The sequence below is a fragment of the Kitasatospora sp. cg17-2 genome (assembly GCF_054031055.1).
In genome coordinates this window covers 1,894,541-1,913,951 of sequence record NZ_CM132923.1, presented here as the reverse complement: position 1 = coordinate 1,913,951, position 19,411 = coordinate 1,894,541, and the positions used below count along the sequence as shown (strand labels likewise).

Annotated in this window: 2 protein-coding genes; both read left to right on the top strand. The window is 76.4% G+C overall.

The window, feature by feature from the left end:
* The first annotated feature begins 16 nt into the window (after positions 1-16).
* Positions 17-13,171: a type I polyketide synthase gene (locus ACW14Y_RS07610; RefSeq protein ID WP_456986310.1), complete on the top strand. Its 13,155-nt coding sequence runs from the start codon at positions 17-19 to the stop codon at positions 13,169-13,171.
* Positions 13,172-13,312: 141 nt separating this feature from the next.
* Positions 13,313-19,339 carry an SDR family NAD(P)-dependent oxidoreductase gene (locus ACW14Y_RS07605; RefSeq protein WP_456986309.1) on the top strand — a complete coding sequence of 2,009 codons (6,027 nt, stop codon included), beginning with the start codon at positions 13,313-13,315 and terminating at the stop codon, positions 19,337-19,339.
* The last annotated feature ends 72 nt before the right edge of the window (positions 19,340-19,411 follow it).

Here is a 19,411-nt window from a genome sequence, read left to right as displayed (position 1 = left end):
GAGAGGCACCGCAGACATGAGCACCAACGAGCAGAAGCTGCGCGACTACCTCAACAAGGTTGCCGCCGAGCTGCACCAGACCCGCCGCCGCCTGCGCGACGCGGAGGCCCGGGCCGCCGTCACCGACCCCGCCGCCGACGGCGGGACCGGGGCGGAGGAGCCGATCGCCATCGTCGGCATGGCCTGCCGCTTCCCCGGCGGCGCCGACACCCCCGACGAGCTGTGGCGGCTGGTCACCGAGGAGCGCGACGTCGTCGGCCCCTTCCCCACCGACCGGGGCTGGGACCTCGACCACCTCTACGACCCCGACCCCGACCGGGCCGGCCGCAGCTACGCCCGCGAGGGCGGATTCCTCTACGACGCGGGCGAGTTCGACGCCGACTTCTTCGGCATCTCGCCCCGCGAGGCGCTCGCCGCCGAGCCCCAGCAGCGCCTGCTCCTGGAGACCGCCTGGCAGGCCCTGGAGGACGCCGCGATCGACCCGGCGGCCCTGCGCGGCACCCGCACCGGCGTGTTCGCGGGCGTCATCGCCCAGGAGTACGGGCCGAGCATGCACCACCTGCCGGCCGAGCAGACCGACGGCTACGTGCTCACCGGCACCACCACCTCCGTCGCCTCCGGCCGGATCGCCTACACCCTCGGCCTGGAGGGCCCGGCCGTCACCGTCGACACCGCCTGCTCCTCCTCGCTGGTCGCGCTCCACCTCGCCGCCCGCTCGCTGCGCTCCGGCGAGAGCTCGCTCGCCCTGGCCGGCGGCGCCACCGTGCTCGCCGCGCCGGGTATGTTCATCGAGTTCAGCCGCCAGCGCGGACTGGCCGCCGACGGCCGCTGCAAGCCCTTCGCCGCCGCCGCCGACGGCACCGGCTGGGGCGAGGGCGCCGGTCTGCTGGTCCTGGAGCGGCTCTCCGACGCCCGCCGCAACGGCCACCGGGTGCTCGCCCTGCTGCGCGGCTCCGCCGTCAACCAGGACGGCCGCTCCAGCCAGCTCACCGCCCCCAGCGGCACCTCCCAGCAGCGGGTGATCCGGGCGGCGCTCGACTCCGCCGGGCTCACCGCCGCGGACGTGGACGTGGTCGAGGCACACGGCACCGGCACCCGGCTGGGCGACCCGATCGAGGCGCAGGCGCTGATCGCGACCTACGGTGCGGGCCGGGCCGAGGGTGCGTCGCCGCTGTGGCTGGGTTCGGTGAAGTCGAACATCGGTCACACCCAGGCCGCGGCGGGTGTGGCGGGTGTGATCAAGTCGGTGCTGGCGATCCGGCACGGGGTGCTGCCGCGCACGCTGCACGTGGACGAGCCGTCACCGCACGTGGACTGGTCGGCGGGCACGGTGGAGCTGCTGACCGAGCAGCGGGAGTGGCCGGCGTTGGAGCGTCCGCGCCGTGCGGCGGTGTCCGCGTTCGGTGTCTCCGGCACCAACGCCCACGTCATCGTCGAGCAGGCCCCGGCGGAGGAGACCGTACAGGTCGAAGCCGCCCCCGCCCCCGCCGTCCTCCCGTACGTGCTCTCCGCCCGCACCCCCGAGGCGCTCACCGCCCACGCCGCCCGGATCGCCGACCGGCTGCCCGGCACCCGGCCCGTCGACGCCGCGTTCACCCTGGCCACCGGCCGGGCCGCGCTCGACGAGCGCGCCGTCGTCGTCGCCCCGGCCGCCGACGCCGCCGAGGCCCTGCGCACCCTCGACGGCCCCGGTGTCGTCCGCGGCCGGGCCGCCACCCCCGGCCGGACCGTCTTCGTCTTCCCCGGCCAGGGCTCCCAGTGGGCCGGCATGGCCGCCGGACTGCTCGACACCGAACCCGCCTTCGCCGCCGCCCTCACCCGCTGCGCCGAGGCCCTCGCCCCGCACACCGACTGGTCCCTGCTCGACGTCGTCCGCGGCGCCGCCGACGGCCCCGACCCGGACCGGGTGGACGTCGTCCAGCCGGTGCTGTGGGCGGTGATGGTCTCGCTCGCCGAACTCTGGCAGACCTACGGCGTCCGCCCGGACGCCGTCGTCGGCCACAGCCAGGGCGAGGTCGCCGCCGCGTACGTCGCGGGCGGCCTCGACCTCGCCGACGCGGCCCGGATCGTCGCCCTGCGGGCCAAGCTGCTCGCCCGGATCTCCCACCGCGGCGGCATGGTCTCCGTGCCGCGCCCGCTGGCCGAGGTCGAACGGCGGATCACCGCCTGGCCCGGCCGGCTCTCCATCGGCGTCGTCAACGGCCCGCAGGCCACCGTCGTCTCCGGCGACCTCGACGCGCTCGCCGAACTCACCGCCGCCTACACCGCCGAGGGCGTCACCACCCGACCGGTCAACATCGACTACGCCTCGCACTCCACCCAGACCGAGGCACTGCGCGAGGAACTCCTCGCCCTGCTCGCCGACCTGCGCCCGCGCACCGGCACCGTGCCACTGCTGTCCACCGTCACCGGGGAGTGGCAGGACACCGGCGCCCTGGACGCCGGCTACTGGTACCGCAACCTGCGCCACACCGTCCGCTTCGAGCAGGCCACCCGTCGCCTCGCCGAGACCGGGCACACCGTGTTCGTCGAGGTCTCCCCGCACCCGGTGCTCACCGGCGCGATCGAGGACACCCTCGACGCCGTGGGCCCGGCCGCCACCGCCTCCGCCGTCGTCACCGGCTCGCTGCGGCGCGGGCAGGGCGGCCGCGAGCGCTGGCTCACCTCCGTGGCCGAGCTGTCCGTGCGCGGCGTGGCCGTCGACTGGACGGCGGCCTTCGCCGACGCCCGGCCCGCGCACGCCGAACTGCCCGGCTACCCGTTCCAGCGGCAGCGCTACTGGCTGGACGCCAGCCGCTCCCCGGAGCTGACCGCCGCCCCCGGCGGGCCCGCCGGGGACAGCCTGTTCTGGGACCTGGTCGGCGAGCGGGACGCGGGCCGCCTCGGCGAGGCGATCGGGGTCGACGGCGACCGGCTGGTCCCCGTACTGCCCGCGCTCGCCTCCTGGTGGGACCGGCGCCGTGCCGCGACCGCCGCCGACGGCTGGCGGCACCGAGTCGTCTGGCGGCCCGTCGCCACCCCGACGGCGGCCGCGACCGCCGCCGAGGGCCGCTGGCTGCTCGTCCTCCCGGAGGGTCCCGAAGCAGCCGATCACTCTTGGGCCGGTGCGCTCACCGAGGCCCTCACCGCCCACGGCGCCACCGTCCGGCCGCTCACCGCCGGCGTCGACCGGCCCGCGCTGGCCGCCGAACTGGCCCGGCTCACCACCGAGGACGGCCCGCTCACCGGCGTCGTCTCCCTGCTCGGCCTGCGCCCCGGCGCCCACCCCGAGCACCCCGAACTCCCCTGGGCGCACGCCGCCCAGGTCGCCCTGGCCCAGGCCCTGGACGACGCGGCCGCGCCCGCCCCCGTCTGGTACCTCACCCGGGGCGCCGTCAGCACCGGGCCCGCCGACTCCGCGACCGACCCCGTCACCGCCCCCGAGCACGCCCTGACCTGGGGCTTCGGTGCGATCCTGGCCGCCGAGCAGCCCGCCCTCCACGGCGGCCTGATCGACCTGCCCGCCGAGCCCGACCGGCGCACCTGGCAGCAGGCCGCCGCCCTGATCGCCGACCGCTCGCCCGACCGGGAGACCGAACTCGCGCTGCGCCCGGCCGGCGCCTTCGCCCGCCGCCTGGCCCCCGCCGCGCCGTCCGCCCCGGCGGACCGGCCCTGGGAGCCGCGCGGCACCACCCTCATCACCGGCGGCACCGGCGCGCTCGGCGGCCATGTCGCCCGCTGGCTGGCCGCGCGCGGCGCCGAGCACCTGCTGCTGGTCGGCCGGCGCGGGGCCGACGCCCCCGGGGCCGCCGTGCTGGAGGCCGAACTCGCCGCCCTCGGCACCCGGGTGACCTTCGCCGCGGCCGACGTCGCCGACCGCGAGCAGCTCACCGCCGTCCTCGCCGGGATCCCCGCCGAACTGCCGCTGGGCGCGGTCGTCCACACCGCCGCCGCCCTGCACGACGGACTGCTCCCCACCCTCGGCGCCGACCGGCTCGCCGCCGCGCTGCGCGCCAAGGCGGGCGCCGCCCGGCTGCTGCACGAGCTCACCGCGGAGCTGCCGCTGACCGCGTTCGTCCTGTTCTCCTCGCTCGCGGGCGTCGCCGGCATCCCCGGCCAGGCCAACTACGCCCCCGGCAACGCCTACTTGGACGCCCTCGCCGCCGAGCGCCGGGCCGCCGGACTGCCCGCCACCTCGATCGCCTGGGGCCACTGGGCGGGCGCGGGCATCGCCGCCGACGGCGCCGAGCGGCAGTTGCTCCGGCACGGGCTCGCCTCGCTGCCGCCCGCGCAGGCCGTCGAACTGCTCGGCGCCGCGCTGGACCAGGGCGACAGCCACCTGGTCGTCGCCGACGTCGACTGGGCCGCACTGTTCCGGGGCCGGGACCAGCGCCTGGTGGTCGAACTGCTGCCCCGCGAGAGCGCCGGCCCGGCCCGGCAGGACGGCGGGGGCACCGCCACCGAGGCCGACCTCGTCGCCCGACTCGGCGCGCTGCCCGCCGCCGAGCGCCGCCGCAGCCTGCTCGGCGTCGTCCGGGCCGAGGCCGCGGCCGTGCAGCGGCACCGCTCGGCGGACGCCGTCGACCCGGCCAGGGCCTTCCAGCAGCAGGGCTTCGACTCGCTGACCGCCGTCGAGTTCCGCAACCGCCTCGGCGCGGTCACCGGCCGCCGACTGCCCGCGACCGCCGTCTTCGACCACCCCACGCCCGCCGCGCTCGCGGACTGGCTGGCGGACGAGCTGTGGGGCGCGGCCGACGCCGACCCGCAGACCGACCGGACGGCCGCCCCGGCCGTCGACACCGATCCGATCGTCATCGTCGGCATGGCCTGCCGCTACCCCGGCGGCGTCGCCTCGCCCGAGGACCTCTGGCGGCTGGTGGCCGACGGCGTGGACGCGCTCACCGAGTTCCCGGCCGACCGCGGCTGGGACCTCGACGCCCTGTACTCGCCCGACGACCGCGACCGGCCCGGCACCTCCTACTCCCGGCACGGCGGATTCCTCGACGGCATCGGCGAGTTCGACGCCGAGTTCTTCGGCATCCCGCCGCGCGAGGCCCCCGCGATCGACCCCCAGCAGCGGCTGCTGCTGGAGACCACCTGGGAGCTCTTCGAGCGGGCCGGCCTCGACCCGACCGCCCTGCGCGGCAGCCGGACCGGCGTCTTCGCGGGCATCTCCGGCCGCGACTACGCGAGCGGCGCCCAGCAGGTCCCGGCGGAGCTGGAGGCCTACCTCGGCATCGGCAACGCGGGCAGCGTCGCCTCGGGCCGGATCTCCTACACCTTCGGTTTCGAGGGCCCGGCGGTCACCGTGGACACCGCCTGCTCCTCCTCGCTGGTGGCGCTGCACCTGGCCGCGCAGTCGCTGCGCTCCGGCGAGTCGGACCTCGCCGTCGCCGGCGGCGTGCTGCTGATGACCACCCCGACCACCTTCGTCGAGTTCTCCCGCCAGCGCGCGATGTCGCCCGACGGGCGCTGCAAGGCGTTCGCGGCGGGTGCCGACGGGACGGGCTGGGCGGAGGGCGTGGGCCTGCTGCTGGTCGAGCGTCTTTCGGACGCGCGCCGCAACGGCCACGAGGTGCTGGCGGTGCTGCGCGGCAGCGCGGTCAACCAGGACGGCGCCTCCAACGGCCTCACCGCGCCCAGCGGTCCTTCGCAGCAGCGGGTGATCCGGGCCGCGCTGGCCAACGCGGGCCTGGCGCCCGACGAGGTCGACGTGGTCGAGGCCCACGGCACCGGCACCACCCTCGGCGACCCGATCGAGGCGCAGGCGCTGATCGCGACCTACGGGCAGCAGCGTTCGCCCGAACAGCCGTTGTGGCTGGGTTCGGTGAAGTCGAACATCGGTCACACCCAGGCCGCGGCGGGTGTGGCGGGTGTGATCAAGTCGGTGCTGGCGATCCGGCACGGGGTGCTGCCGCGCACGCTGCACGTGGACGAGCCGTCGCCGCACGTGGACTGGTCGGCGGGCACGGTGGAGCTGCTGACCGAGCAGCGCGAGTGGCCGGCGCTGGAGCGTCCGCGCCGCGCGGCGGTGTCCGCGTTCGGTGTCTCCGGCACCAACGCCCACGTCATCGTCGAGCAGGCGCCAGCGGAGGAGTCCGCGCCGGTGGAGGCGGCCGGGCCGACGGTGGACGGTGCGCTGCTGCCGTTCGTGGTGTCGGCGCGTTCGCCCGAGGCGCTGCGCGAACAAGGCGCGCGGGTGGCCGAGTTGGCCCTCACCGCCGATCCGGCGGACCTCGCCCAGTCGCTGGCCGTGGGCCGGGCGGCGTTGGAGGAGCGGGCGGTGGTGCTGGGGGATCCGGCGGCGCTGCGTGACCCGGAGGGCGCGGATGTGGTGCGCGGGGTGGCGGGTTCGGGCGGTCTGGCGTTCCTGTTCTCCGGGCAGGGTTCCCAGCGGGTCGGTATGGGGCGTGAGTTGTACGCTTCCCAGCCGGTGTTCGCCGAGGCTTTCGATGCTGTGGCGGGGGCGTTGGGGCTGCCGTTGGCGGAGGTGATCGTCTCGGGGGAGGGGTTGGACGAGACGGGTTGGACGCAGCCGGCGTTGTTCGCGGTGGAGGTGGCGCTGTTCCGTCTCTTCGAGTCGTGGGGTGTGCGGCCGGACTTCGTGGCCGGTCACTCGATCGGTGAGTTGGCGGCGGCGCATGTGGCGGGGGTGCTGTCGCTGGAGGACGCGGCGGTGCTGGTCGGTGCGCGGGCGCGGTTGATGCAGGCGCTGCCGGGTGGCGGGGCGATGGTGGCGCTGGAGGCGACGGAGGAGGAGGTCCGGGCCGTCCTGGCCGACGGTGTGGACATCGCGGCCGTCAACGGGCCCCGTTCGGTGGTGGTTTCGGGTGACGAGGCCGCCGTGGAGAGCATCAGGGAGCACTTCTCGGACCGCCGGACCCGCCGCCTGCGGGTCAGCCACGCGTTCCACTCGGCCCACATGGACGGCATGCTGGACGAGTTCCTGGCCGTCGCGCAGACCCTGACCTTCCGGCACCCCGGGATCCCGGTGATCTCCAACCTCACCGGCCAGGTGGCGAGTTCGGAGGAGATCACCGACCCCGAGTACTGGGTGCGGCAGGTCCGCGGGGCCGTGCGCTTCGCCGACGTGGTCACCACCCTGGCCGCGGAGGGCGCGACGACCTTCGTCGAGCTCGGTCCCGACGGCACCCTCACGGGCCTCGTCGGCGCCACGCTGGACGAGGCCGTCACCGCCGTCCCGGTCCTGCGCCGGGAGCGGCCCGAGCAGCGGACGGCCCTGACGGCGCTCGCCCGGATCCACGTCCAGGGCCACCACGTCGACTGGACCGCCCTGTTCGGCGGCGGGCACCGCCCGAGGCTCGCCCTGCCGACCTATCCGTTCCAGCGCCGCCGCTACTGGCTGGAGCCCGCCACCCGGACCGCCGCCGACGCGCGCGGACTCGGCCTGGCGGCCGTCGACCACGCCGTGCTCGGCGCGGCCGTCGCCCGGGCCGACTCCGAGGGCGTGCTGCTCACCGGCAGCCTCTCCCTCGCCACCCACCCCTGGCTCGCCGACCACGTGGCGCTGGGCACCGTCCTGGCGCCCGGCGCGGCCCTGGTCGAGCTGGCGATCCGGGCGGGCGACGAGGTCGGCGCGAGCACCCTGGACGAGCTGGTGATCGAGGCCCCGCTGGTGCTGCCCGAGCGCGACACCCTGCACCTCCACGTGGCGGTCGGCGCGCCGGACGGGACCGGCGCGCGTCCGGTCACGATCCACTCCCGGCCCGCGCCCGCCTCGGCCGCCCAGGTCGCCCCGGCATCCCCGGCCGCCGTGGACGGCGCCTGGACCCGGCACGCGAGCGGCCTGCTGTCCGCCGACCGGCCCGCCACGGCCGCGCCCACCGCCTGGGCGCCCGCCGACGGCGCCGAACACCTCGCCCCCGAGGAGGCGTACGAGCTGCTGGCCGCCGTCGGACTCGACTACGGCCCGGCCTTCCGAGGGCTGCGCGAGGTCTGGCGGGACGGCGCGACGCTCCACGCGCACGCCGTCCTGCCGGAGCAACTGGCCAACGACGCCGCTCGGTTCGGCCTGCACCCCGCACTCCTGGACGCGGCCGCCCAGCTGCCCGCCCTCGATGGCGCGGACCGCGACCCCGCCGACGGCGACCCGACCGGTGCCCGTACCCGTCGGCTCCCGTTCGCCTACCGGGGCGTCACCCTGCACGCCGCCGCCGCGACCGAGCTGCGGGTGCTGGTCACCGCGACCGGATCCGACTCCTACCGCCTGGAGGCCACCGACCCGGCCGGCCGCCCGGTGATCACCGTCGCATCGCTGGTCACCCGGCCCGTCCTCACCGACCGGCTGGGCGCCGAGCCCCTCGTCGGACGGGACACCCTGTTCGCCGTCGACTGGCCGGAGGTGGCGGTCGGTGCCTCGGACGAGGCGCCGGGCGAGGTGCTGCGGGTCGACGGGGACGTGACGGAGACCCTGGTGGCCCTCCAGTCCGGGCTGGCCCAGGACGACGGCGCCGGTGCGCCGCTCGTCGTGCTGACCCGGCAGGCCGTGGCTGTCAACGACTCGGAGACGCCGGACCTGACCGCCGCCCCGGTGTGGGGTCTGGTGCGTTCGGCGCAGTCGGAGAACCCGGGCCGGATCGTGCTGGTCGACACCGACGGCACCGACGCCTCGCAGGCCGTCCTGGCGGCGGCCGTGGCCGGTGGCGAACCGCAGCTGGCCCTGCGCGAGGGCAAGGTGCGGGTCCCGCGCCTGGTCCGGGTCGCCGTTCCGGAGACCCCGGAGCGGGCCTGGGATCCGGAGGGCACGGTGCTGATCACCGGCGGCACCGGGACCCTCGGCGCCCTGCTGGCCCGGCACCTGGTCGCCGAGCGCGGTGTCCGGCATCTGCTGCTGCTGTCCCGTCGCGGCGCCGACGCGCCCGGCGCGGCCGAGCTGCACACCGAACTCGCCGCTCTGGGCGCCACGGTGACGATCACGGCCGCCGACACCGCCGACCGCGAGTCCCTCGCCGCCGCGATCGCGGCCGTCCCCTCCGCCCACCCGCTCACCGCCGTGGTCCACACGGCCGGCGTCCTCGACGACGGCGTGCTGACCGCCCTCACCCCCGAGCGCCTGGCCGCCGTCTGGGCGCCCAAGGCCGACGGCGCCCGCCACCTGCACGAACTCACCCGCTCCCACGACCTGGCCGCGTTCGTCCTCTACTCCTCCGTCGCCGCCACCCTCGGCAGCCCGGGGCAGGCGAGCTACGCCGCCGCGAACACCTACCTGGACGCCCTCGCCGCCCACCGGCGCAGCATCGGCCTGCCCGCCCAGTCCCTGGCCTGGGGGCAGTGGGCCGAGGCCAGCGGCATCACCGAGCACCTCAGTGCCGCCGACCACGCCCGGCTGGCCCGCTTCGGCATCCGGCCGATCGGCTCCGCCGAGGGCATCCGCCTCTTCGACGCCGCCCAGCGGCTGGGCGACCGGGCGGCCCTGGTGCCCGCCCCGCTCGACCTCGCCGCCGTCCGGACCCAGCAGGAACGGACCCGGCACGAGGTGCCGCCGCTGCTGCGCGGCCTGGTCCGCCCCGCCCGGCGCACCGCCGGCGCCGCACCCCACGGCACCGCCGGCACTCCCGGCACGGACGGCCGGGGCGCGCTCGCCCAGCGGCTCGCCGCCCTGCCGGACGACGCCGAACGGCAGGCGGAACTGCTCCGGCTGGTCCGCGCCGAGGTGTCCGCCGTGCTCGGCACCGAGGCCGAAGCGGTCGGCGCCCGGCGCTCGTTCACCAGCATCGGCGTGGACTCGCTGTCCGCCGTCGAGCTGCGCAACCGGGTCGCGGCCGCCACCGGCCTGCGCCTGTCGGCCACCCTGGTCTTCGACCACCCCAACCCGACCGCGCTCGCCGAGCACCTGCGGACCGAACTCGTCGGCGCCACCGTCGCCCCGGCGCCCGTGGTGAGCACCCCCGCCCCGGCCCGGACCGCGGTCGAGGACGACCCGGTCGTCATCGTCGGCATGGCCTGCCGCCTGCCCGGCGGCGTGGCCACCCCGGACGACCTGTGGCGACTGGTGAGCGAGGGCCGGGACGCCGTCACCGACTTCCCGGACGACCGCGGCTGGGACCTCGACTCCCTCTACGACCCGGACCCCGACAAGCCCGGCACCTCCTACACCCGGCACGGCGGGTTCCTCGACCGGCCGGCCGAGTTCGACGCCGAGTTCTTCGGCATCTCGCCCCGCGAGGCGATCGCCACCGACCCGCAGCAGCGGCTGCTGCTGGAGACCACCTGGGAGGCCCTGGAGAGCGCGGGCATCGACCCGACGGCCCTGCGCGGCAGCCGGACCGGCGTCTTCGCCGGGGTGATGTACCACGACTACGCGCCGCGGGTCCGCGAGGTGCCGGCCGAGCTGGAGGGCTGGCTCGGCAACGGCACCGCCGGCAGCGTGGCCTCCGGCCGGATCTCCTACTCCTTCGGGTTCGAGGGTCCCGCCGTCACCGTGGACACCGCCTGCTCCTCCTCGCTGGTGGCGCTGCACCTGGCCGCCCAGTCGCTGCGCTCCGGCGAGTGCGACCTCGCGCTGGCCGGCGGGGTGGCCGTGATGTCCACCCCGACCACCTTCGTCGAGTTCTCCCGGCAGCGGGCCCTGTCCGCCGACGGCCGCTGCAAGGCGTACGCGAACGCGGCGGACGGCACCGGCTGGGGCGAGGGCGTCGGGCTGCTGCTGGTCGAGCGGCTCTCCGACGCGCGCCGCAACGGCCACCCGGTACTCGCGGTGGTCCGCGGCAGCGCGGTCAACCAGGACGGCGCCTCCAACGGCCTCACCGCGCCCAGCGGCCCCGCCCAGCAGCGGGTGATCCGGGCGGCGCTGGAGCGGGCCGGGCTCGGCGCGGCCGACGTGGACGCGGTCGAGGGCCACGGCACCGGCACCACCCTCGGCGACCCGATCGAGGCACAGGCCGTGATCGCCACCTACGGGCAGCAGCGGCCGGCCGAACAGCCGCTCTGGCTGGGCTCGTTGAAGTCCAACATCGGCCACACCCAGGCCGCCGCCGGCGCGGCGGGCGTGATCAAGATGGTCCAGGCGATCCGGCACGGGGTGCTGCCCCGCACCCTGCACGTGGACGAGCCCTCGCCGTACGTGGACTGGTCGGCGGGCGCCGTCGAACTGCTCACCGAGCAGCGGGACTGGCCGGAGCTCGGGCGGCCGCGCCGCGCGGCCGTCTCCTCCTTCGGGGTGTCCGGCACCAACGCGCACGTGATCATCGAGCAGGCGCCGGAGCCCGTCGCCCCGGCGGCCGCCGATACCGCCGACGCGCCCGGCCCGCTGCCCTACCTGGTCTCCGCCCGCACCCCGGCCGCGCTGCTGGCCCAGGCCGCCCAGGTGGCGGAGCTGCTCCCGTCGCCCGACGGCCGTGACCTCGACGTCGCGCACGCCCTGGCCACCGCCCGCGGCGCGCTGGAGGAACGGGCCGTCGCCGTCGGCGACCCGGAGGCCCTGCGGGCGCTCGCCGCCGGGGACCCGGCCGCCGCCCTGGTCACCGGCACCGCCGACGTCACCGGCCGCACGGTGTTCGTCTTCCCCGGCCAGGGCTCCCAGTGGGCCGGGATGGCCGTCGAACTCCTCGACACCGCACCGGTGTTCGCCGCCAGGATCGAGGAGTGCGCGGCCGCCCTGGCCCCGCACACCGACTGGTCGCTGCCGGACGTCCTGCGCGGCGCCCCCGGTGCCCCCGGCCTGGACCGGGTGGACGTCGTCCAGCCGGTGCTGTGGGCGGTGATGGTCTCGCTGGCCGAACTGTGGCGGGCGCACGGGGTGCGACCGGACGCCGTGGTCGGCCACAGCCAGGGCGAGATCGCGGCCGCCGTGGTCGCGGGCGGGCTCTCGCTCGCCGACGGCGCCCGGGTGGTGGCCCTGCGCAGCCGGGCGATCCTCGCCCTGGCCGGCGCCGGGGGCATGGCCTCGGTCGCCCTGCCCGCCGCCGAGGTGGCCGAGCGGATCGCCGACCGGGCCGACCTGCTCTCGATCGCCGTGGTCAACGGCCCGGCGGCGACCGTGGTCTCCGGCGAGCCGGCCGCGCTGGCCGAACTGGTCGACGCCTACCGGGCGGAGGGCGTCCGGGCCCGCACCATCCCGGTCGACTACGCCTCACACTCGCCCCAGGTGGACGGCCTGCGGGCGGAGTTGGTGGAGCTGCTGGCCCCCGTCCGGCCGCGCACCGGCACCGTGCCGCTGCTGTCCACCGTCACCGGCGACTGGTTCGACACGGCGGGGCTGGACGCGGAGTACTGGGTGACCAACCTGCGCGAGACGGTCCGCTTCGAGGAGGCCACCCGGCGCCTCGCCGAGGACGGCCACACCGTGTTCGTCGAGGTGTCGCCGCACGGGGTGCTGACCGTGCCGATCGAGGACACCCTCGCCTCCGTCGGCGCCGGAAAGCGCTCGGTGGTGGCGGGCACCCTCCGCCGCGACCACGGCGGGCCGGAGCGGTTCCTGCTCTCCGCCGCCGAACTCTGGGTCCGGGGCGTGGAGTTCGAATGGTCGACGGTCTTCGCCGGGACCGGTCCGCGACCGGTGGCGCTGCCCACCTACCCGTTCCGGCGCCAGCGCTACTGGCTGGACGCGACCGTCACCAACACCACGGTGACCGGATCCGTGGCCGCCGCGGCCGGCACCGACGGCGCGGCCGCCGGGCCCGCGCCCTGGCTGCTCAGGCTGGAGGGCGCGGAGGGTCCGGAGGCGCGGGAGGCGGTGCTGCTCGACCTGGTCCGCCGGGAGGCCGCGGCCGTGCTCGGCCACGCCGGAATCGCCGCCGTCGCCGCCGACCGGGCCTTCCGCGAACTGGGCCTGACCTCGCTCACCGCCGTCGAACTGCGCAACCGGATCGGCGCCGGCACCGGTCTGGAGCTGCCCGCGACGCTGGTCTTCGACCACCCGACCCCGGCCGCCGTCGCCGCCCAGCTGCTCGCCGAACTCCCCGACGTTGCACAGGCTTCGGAACTCGACCCGGGATCGGCCCTGGCCGCCCTGGAGCGGTCCCTCGCCGGACCGGCCGGGCCCGAGGGGGAGCGCGCCTCGGTGCTCGCCCGACTGAAGGCGCTGGTGGACCGCTGGGACACCGGCGGCCTCGACGGGACCGACGGCTCCGGCGCGGAGGGTCACGGGGACTTCGACGAACTGGACCTGGAGAACGCCACCGACGAGGAGCTCTTCGCCCTGATGGACCGCGACGCCTCCCCGTCCGCCTGACCCTTCCGCCGCACGCCCTCCCCGTCCGCCTGACCCCTCCGCCGTACGCCTTCCCCGGCGGCCGCCCCTCGCGGCGGCCGCCGGGCCCGAAACCCTCCCACCCCGCCACCACCCGTACCACCGCACCTGCGAGAGGCACCGATGTCCAACGACCAGAAGCTCCGCGACTATCTGAAGCGCGCCCTGGCCGACGCGCGCCAGGCCAACCGCCGTCTGGAGGAGGTGGAGCGGGCGAAGCGCGAACCGATCGCGATCGTCGGCATGGCCTGCCGCCTGCCCGGCGGGGTCGCCTCGCCCGAGGACCTCTGGCAGCTGGTGGCCGACGGCGGCGACGCCATCACCGAGTTCCCCGCCGACCGCGGCTGGGACCTCGAAGCCCTCTACGACCCGGACCCTGACCACCCCGGCACCTCCTACACCCGGCACGGCGGATTCCTGGACACCACCGCCGAGTTCGACGCCGACTTCTTCGGCATCTCGCCGCGCGAGGCGCTCGCCACCGACCCGCAGCACCGGCTGCTGCTGGAGACCGCCTGGGAGGCGTTCGAGCGGGCCGGCATCGACCCGACCGCGCTGCGCGGCAGCCGGACGGCGGTGTTCGCGGGCCTGGCCGGGACCGACTACACGCCCCGGCTCCACGACGCCCCGGGCGAGTTGGAGGGCTACCTCGGCATCGGCGGCCTGGACAGCGTGGCCTCGGGCCGGATCTCCTACACCTTCGGCTTCGAGGGCCCGGCCGTCACGGTCAACACGGCCTGCTCCTCCTCGCTGGTGGCGCTGCACCTGGCCGCCCAGTCGCTGCGCTCCGGCGAGTCGGACCTCGCGCTGGCCGGCGGGGTCAGCGTGATGTCGACGGCGCAGGGCTTCGTCGAGTTCTCCCGGCAGCGCGGCCTCTCCACCGACGGGCGCTGCAAGGCGTTCGCGGCGGGTGCCGACGGGACGGGCTGGGCGGAGGGCGTGGGTCTGCTGCTGGTCGAACGCCTCTCGGACGCGAAGCGGTTGGGCCACGAGGTGCTGGCGGTGCTGCGCGGCAGCGCGGTCAACCAGGACGGCGCCTCCAACGGCCTCACCGCCCCCAACGGCCCGGCCCAGCAGCGGGTGATCCGCGCGGCCCTGGCCGACGCCCGGCTGTCCGCCGCCGACGTCCAGGCCGTCGAGGCGCACGGCACCGGCACCCGGCTCGGCGACCCGATCGAGGCCCAGGCCATCCTGGCCACCTACGGCCGCCGGCGCCCCGCCGAACAGCCGCTGCTGCTGGGCTCGTTGAAGTCCAACATCGGCCACACCCAGGCCGCCGCCGGTGTGGCGGGTGTGATCAAGTCGGTGCAGGCGATCCGGCACGGGGTGCTGCCGCGCACCCTGCACGTGGACGAGCCGACCCCGTTCGTCAACTGGTCGGCGGGTGCCGTGGAACTGCTCACCGAACGCCGGGACTGGCCCGCCGTGGACGGTCCGCGCCGGGTCGGTGTCTCGGCCTTCGGCGCGAGCGGCACCAACGCGCACGTGATCATCGAGCAGGCCCCGGCGGAGGAGTCCGAGCCGGTCGAGGCGGCGGTGTCGTCGGTGGACGGTGCGCTGCTGCCGTTCGTGGTGTCGGCCCGCTCTCCGGAGGCGCTGCGGGAACAGGGCGCCCGGGTTGCCGAGTTGGCGCTCGCGGGCGATCCGCTGGAGATCGCACGCTCCCTGGTCGCCACGCGGGCGGCGTTGGAGGAGCGGGCGGTGGTGCTGGGGGATCCGGCGGCGCTGCGTGATCCGGAGGGCGCGGATGTGGTGCGCGGGGTGGCGGGTTCGGGTGGTCTGGCGTTCCTGTTCTCGGGTCAGGGTTCCCAGCGGGTGGGGATGGGGCGTGAGTTGTATGCGTCGCAGCCGGTGTTCGCGGAGGCTTTCGATGCGGTGGTGGGGGCGTTGGGGCTGCCGTTGGCGGAGGTGATCGTCTCGGGGGAGGGGTTGGACGAGACGGGTTGGACGCAGCCGGCGCTGTTCGCGGTCGAGGTGGCGCTGTTCCGTCTCTTCGAGTCGTGGGGTGTGCGGCCGGACTTCGTCGCGGGCCACTCGATCGGTGAGTTGGCGGCGGCGCATGTAGCCGGGGTGCTGTCGCTGGAGGACGCGGCGGTGCTGGTCGGCGCGCGGGCGCGGTTGATGCAGGCCCTGCCGGGTGGTGGGGCGATGGTGGCGCTGGAGGCGACGGAGGAGGAGGTCCGGGCCGTCCTGGCGGACGGTGTCGACGGTGTGGACGTCGCGGCCGTCAACGGGCCCCGTTCGGTGGTGGTTTCGGGTGACGAGGCCGCCGTCGAGAGCGTCAGGGAGCACTTCTCGGACCGCCGGACCCGCCGCCTGCGGGTGAGCCACGCGTTCCATTCGGCGCACATGGACGGCATGCTGGACGAGTTCCTCGCCGTCGCCCAGTCGCTGACCTTCCACCGGCCGACGGTTCCCGTGGTCTCCAACGTCACCGGGAGGATCGCCACCGCCGAGGAGATCACCGACCCGGCCTACTGGGTGCGGCAGGTCCGCGGGGCCGTGCGCTTCGCCGACGTGGTCACCGCGCTCGCCGCCGAGGGCGCGACGACCTTCGTCGAACTCGGTCCCGACGGCACCCTGACGGGCCTCGTCGGCGGCACGTTGGACGAGGCCGTCACCGCCGTCCCGGTCCTGCGCCGGGAGCGGCCCGAGCAGCGGTCGGCGCTCACGGCGCTCGCCCGGATCCACGTCCAGGGCCACCACGTCGACTGGACCGCCCTGCTGGGCGACGCCCGTCCGTCCGTCGTGCTGCCGACCTATCCGTTCCAGCGCCGCCGCTACTGGCTGGAGCCCGCCGCCCGGACCGGTGACCCCGAGGGCCTCGGCCTGACGCCCACCGGCCACCCGCTGCTCGGCGCGGCGGTCGCCCTGCCCGACGGCGAGGGCGTGCTGCTGACCGGCAGCCTCTCCCTCGCCACCCACCCGTGGCTCGCCGACCACGCCGTGCAGGGGACGGTGGTCGTCCCGGGCACCGCCCTGCTGGAATCGGTGATCCGGGCGGGCGACGAGGTCGGCGCGAGCACCCTGGACGAGCTGGTGATCGAGGCGCCGTTCCTGCTGCCCGAGCACGGTGCGCTGCACCTGCGGGTGACCGTCGGAGCGCCGGACGCGGTCGGGGCCCGCCGGGTGGCCGTGCACTCGCGGCCCGCCGCGGGTCCGGCGTTCCCGGCGACCGTCGACGACACCTGGACCAGGCACGCGAGCGGCACCCTGCTGAGCGCTCCCGCCGCCGGTCCGGTCGTCAGCCTGGAGCAGTGGCCGCCGGCCGGTGCGCGGGCGCTGGACATCGAGCACCTCTACGAGGAGCTGGCCGCCGGGGGCCTCGCCTACGGGCCCGCCTTCCGGGGGCTGCGGGCCGCCTGGCGGGACGGTGACACCTTCTTCGCCGAGGTCGCGCTGCCCGAGGGCCCGGCCGCGGAGGCCGCGCGGTTCGGCCTGCACCCGGCGCTGCTGGACGCGGCCGTCCACCTCACCGTGCACCAGCGGCTGGTCGACAGCCCGCCCGGGGTGAGCCGGCTGCCGTTCGCCTACACCGGGGTGCGACTGCACGCCGCCGGGGCGAGCGCGCTGCGGGTCCGGCTCCGGTACACCGAGCCGGAGGTGCTGGCCGTCGACGTCGCGGACGCCACCGGCGCACCGGTCGCCTCGGTGGAGGCGCTCCGGGCCCGGCTGGTCTCGGCCGAGCAGCTGGCCCCGGCGGGCGGCGTCGACCGTGACACGCTCTTCGGGCTCGACTGGCCGGAGGTGGTCCTCCCGGGCACGGCCGCGGTACTGGGTGGCGAGGTGCTGCCGGTCGACGGGGACGTGACGGAGACCCTGGTGGCCCTCCAGGCCTGGTTGGCGCAGGACACCGGCGAGGGCGACCCGCTGGTGGTCCTGAGCCGTCTCGCGGTCGCGGTCGACGGGTCGGAGACGCCGGACCTGACGGCCGCCCCGGTGTGGGGTCTGGTGCGTTCGGCGCAGTCGGAGAACCCGGGCCGGATCGTGCTGGTCGACACCGACGGCACCGAAGCCTCGCAGGCCGTCCTGGCGGCGGCCGTGGCCGGTGGCGAACCGCAGCTGGCCCTGCGCGAGGGCAAGGTGCGGGTCCCGCGCCTGGTCCGGGTCGCCGTCCCCGACGGCGAAGCCCGACCCTGGGATCCGGAGGGCACGGTGCTGATCACCGGTGGCACCGGGACCCTCGGCGCCCTGCTGGCCCGGCACCTGGTCGCCGAGCGCGGTGTCCGGCATCTGCTGCTGCTGTCCCGCCGCGGCGCCGACGCGCCCGGCGCGGCCGAGCTGCGCACCGAACTCACCGCCCTGGGCGCCACGGTGACGATCACGGCCGCCGACACCGCCGACCGCGAGTCCCTCGCCGCCGCGATCGCGGCCGTCCCCTCCGCCCACCCGTTGACCGCCGTGGTCCACACGGCCGGTGTGGTCGACGACGGTGTGCTGACCGCGCTCACCCCCGAGCGCCTGGCCGCCGTCTGGGCGCCCAAGGCCGACGGCGCCCGCCACCTGCACGAGCTGACGCACGGCCACGATCTGGCAGCCTTCGTCCTCTACTCCTCCGTCGCCGCCGCGTTGGGCGGCCCGGGGCAGGGCAGCTACGCCGCCGCGAACACCTATCTGGACGCCCTCGCCGCGCACCGGCGCGGCATCGGTCTGCCCGCCCAGTCCCTGGCCTGGGGGCAGTGGGCGGAGGTCAGCGGCATCACCGAGCACCTGACCGAGGCGGACCTCCGCCGGGCCGCGCGTGCCGGACTGCGGCCGATCCCCACCGAGCGCGGAACGGCCCTGTTCGACGCGGCCGGGCGGGTCGACGCCGGGTTCCTGGCGGCCGTGCCGCTCGACCTGGCCGCCGTCCGGGCGCAGCGCGAGGTGCCGCCGCTGCTGCGCGGGCTGGTCCCGCCGGCCCGGCGCACCGCCGGTGCGGCCTCCCCGGCCGCCGCGGCGCCGACCCTGCTGCCGCGGCTCGCGGCGCTGGGCGAGGAGGAGCGGGTCGCGGCCGTCCTGGAGCTGGTCCGCACCGAGGTCGCCGCCGTGCTCGGCAGCGAGCCGGGCGCGGTACCGGCCGGCAAGGCGTTCAACGACCTGGGCCTGGACTCGCTGTCCGCCGTCGAGCTGCGCAACCGGATCACGGCCGCCACCGGGCTGCGGCTGCCCCCGACGATCACCTTCGACCACCCGGACCCGACCGAACTCGCCACCCATCTCGCGGAGTTGATCGCCAGCGCCGAGAGCGACCCGTCGGTCGTGGCAGCCGGGAGCGCGGGCGCGGGGGCGGCGGGGGAGGTGGACGACCCCAGGAACCCGCTGTCCACGCTCTACCGCCGCCTCGCGGCCCGGGGCGGCTTCCCCGAGGCCTCGGCCCTGATCGGCGTCGCCTCCAGCCTGCGGGACCGCTTCGGTGCCGAGGAGCGGGCCGAGCGCGCGCTCAAGCCGATCCGACTCGCCACCGGGGACGGCGAGTTGGCCGTCGTCGCCTTCCCGGCGCTGAGCGCGATCTCCGGCCCGCACGAGTACGCCCGGCTCGGCCACGCCTTCGAGGGCGAGCGGGACGTCTTCGTCGTCCCCTCCCCGGGCTGGGACCCGTCCGACCTGCTGCCCGACGACCTCGACACCTACCTCACCATGCAGACCGAGACGGTGCTCGAACTCCTCGACGACGACCGGCCGTTCGTCGTCGTCGGCCGCTCGATGGGCGGCTGCGTCGCGCACGCCGTCACCGAACGGCTGGAGGCGCGCGGCCGCTCGGTGGCGGGGCTGGTCCTGGTCGACTCCTACCCGATCGACAGCGCGGCGCGAGAGGGTATGGGGGAGTGGTGGCTGCACTCGATGCTCGGCGGCATGATCGACCGGATCGAGCAGTACGACATGGTCTGGAGCGACGCCAGCCTCACCGCCATGGGCGGCTACAACAACGTGTTCGCGGGCTGGCAGCCCGCGCCGCTCACCGCGCCGATCCTGGCGCTGCGGGCGGACACCCCGCTGCGCGGCATGGTCGTCGACTCGGAGAGCGAGGACTGGCGGGCGTACTGGCCCGTTCCGCACGAGGTCCGGGACATACCCGGCGACCACTTCACCGTGCTGGAGCACGGGACCGCGACGACCGCGGACGCCGTCCGGCAGTGGCTCGAAGGCCTTGAGCGGACCGCCTCCTGACCCGCGCGGTGCGAACCCCCGAGGGTGCCGCGAGGACCGCGGGCACCACCGATCCCCTGAGGAACCTGAGGA

Excerpts from the sequence above, each read along its gene's own strand:
- ACW14Y_RS07610 (WP_456986310.1), top strand. The coding sequence starts at position 17 with ATGAGCACCAACGAGCAGAAGCTGCGCGACTACCTCAACAAGGTTGCC.
- ACW14Y_RS07605 (WP_456986309.1), top strand. The coding sequence starts at position 13,313 with ATGTCCAACGACCAGAAGCTCCGCGACTATCTGAAGCGCGCCCTGGCC.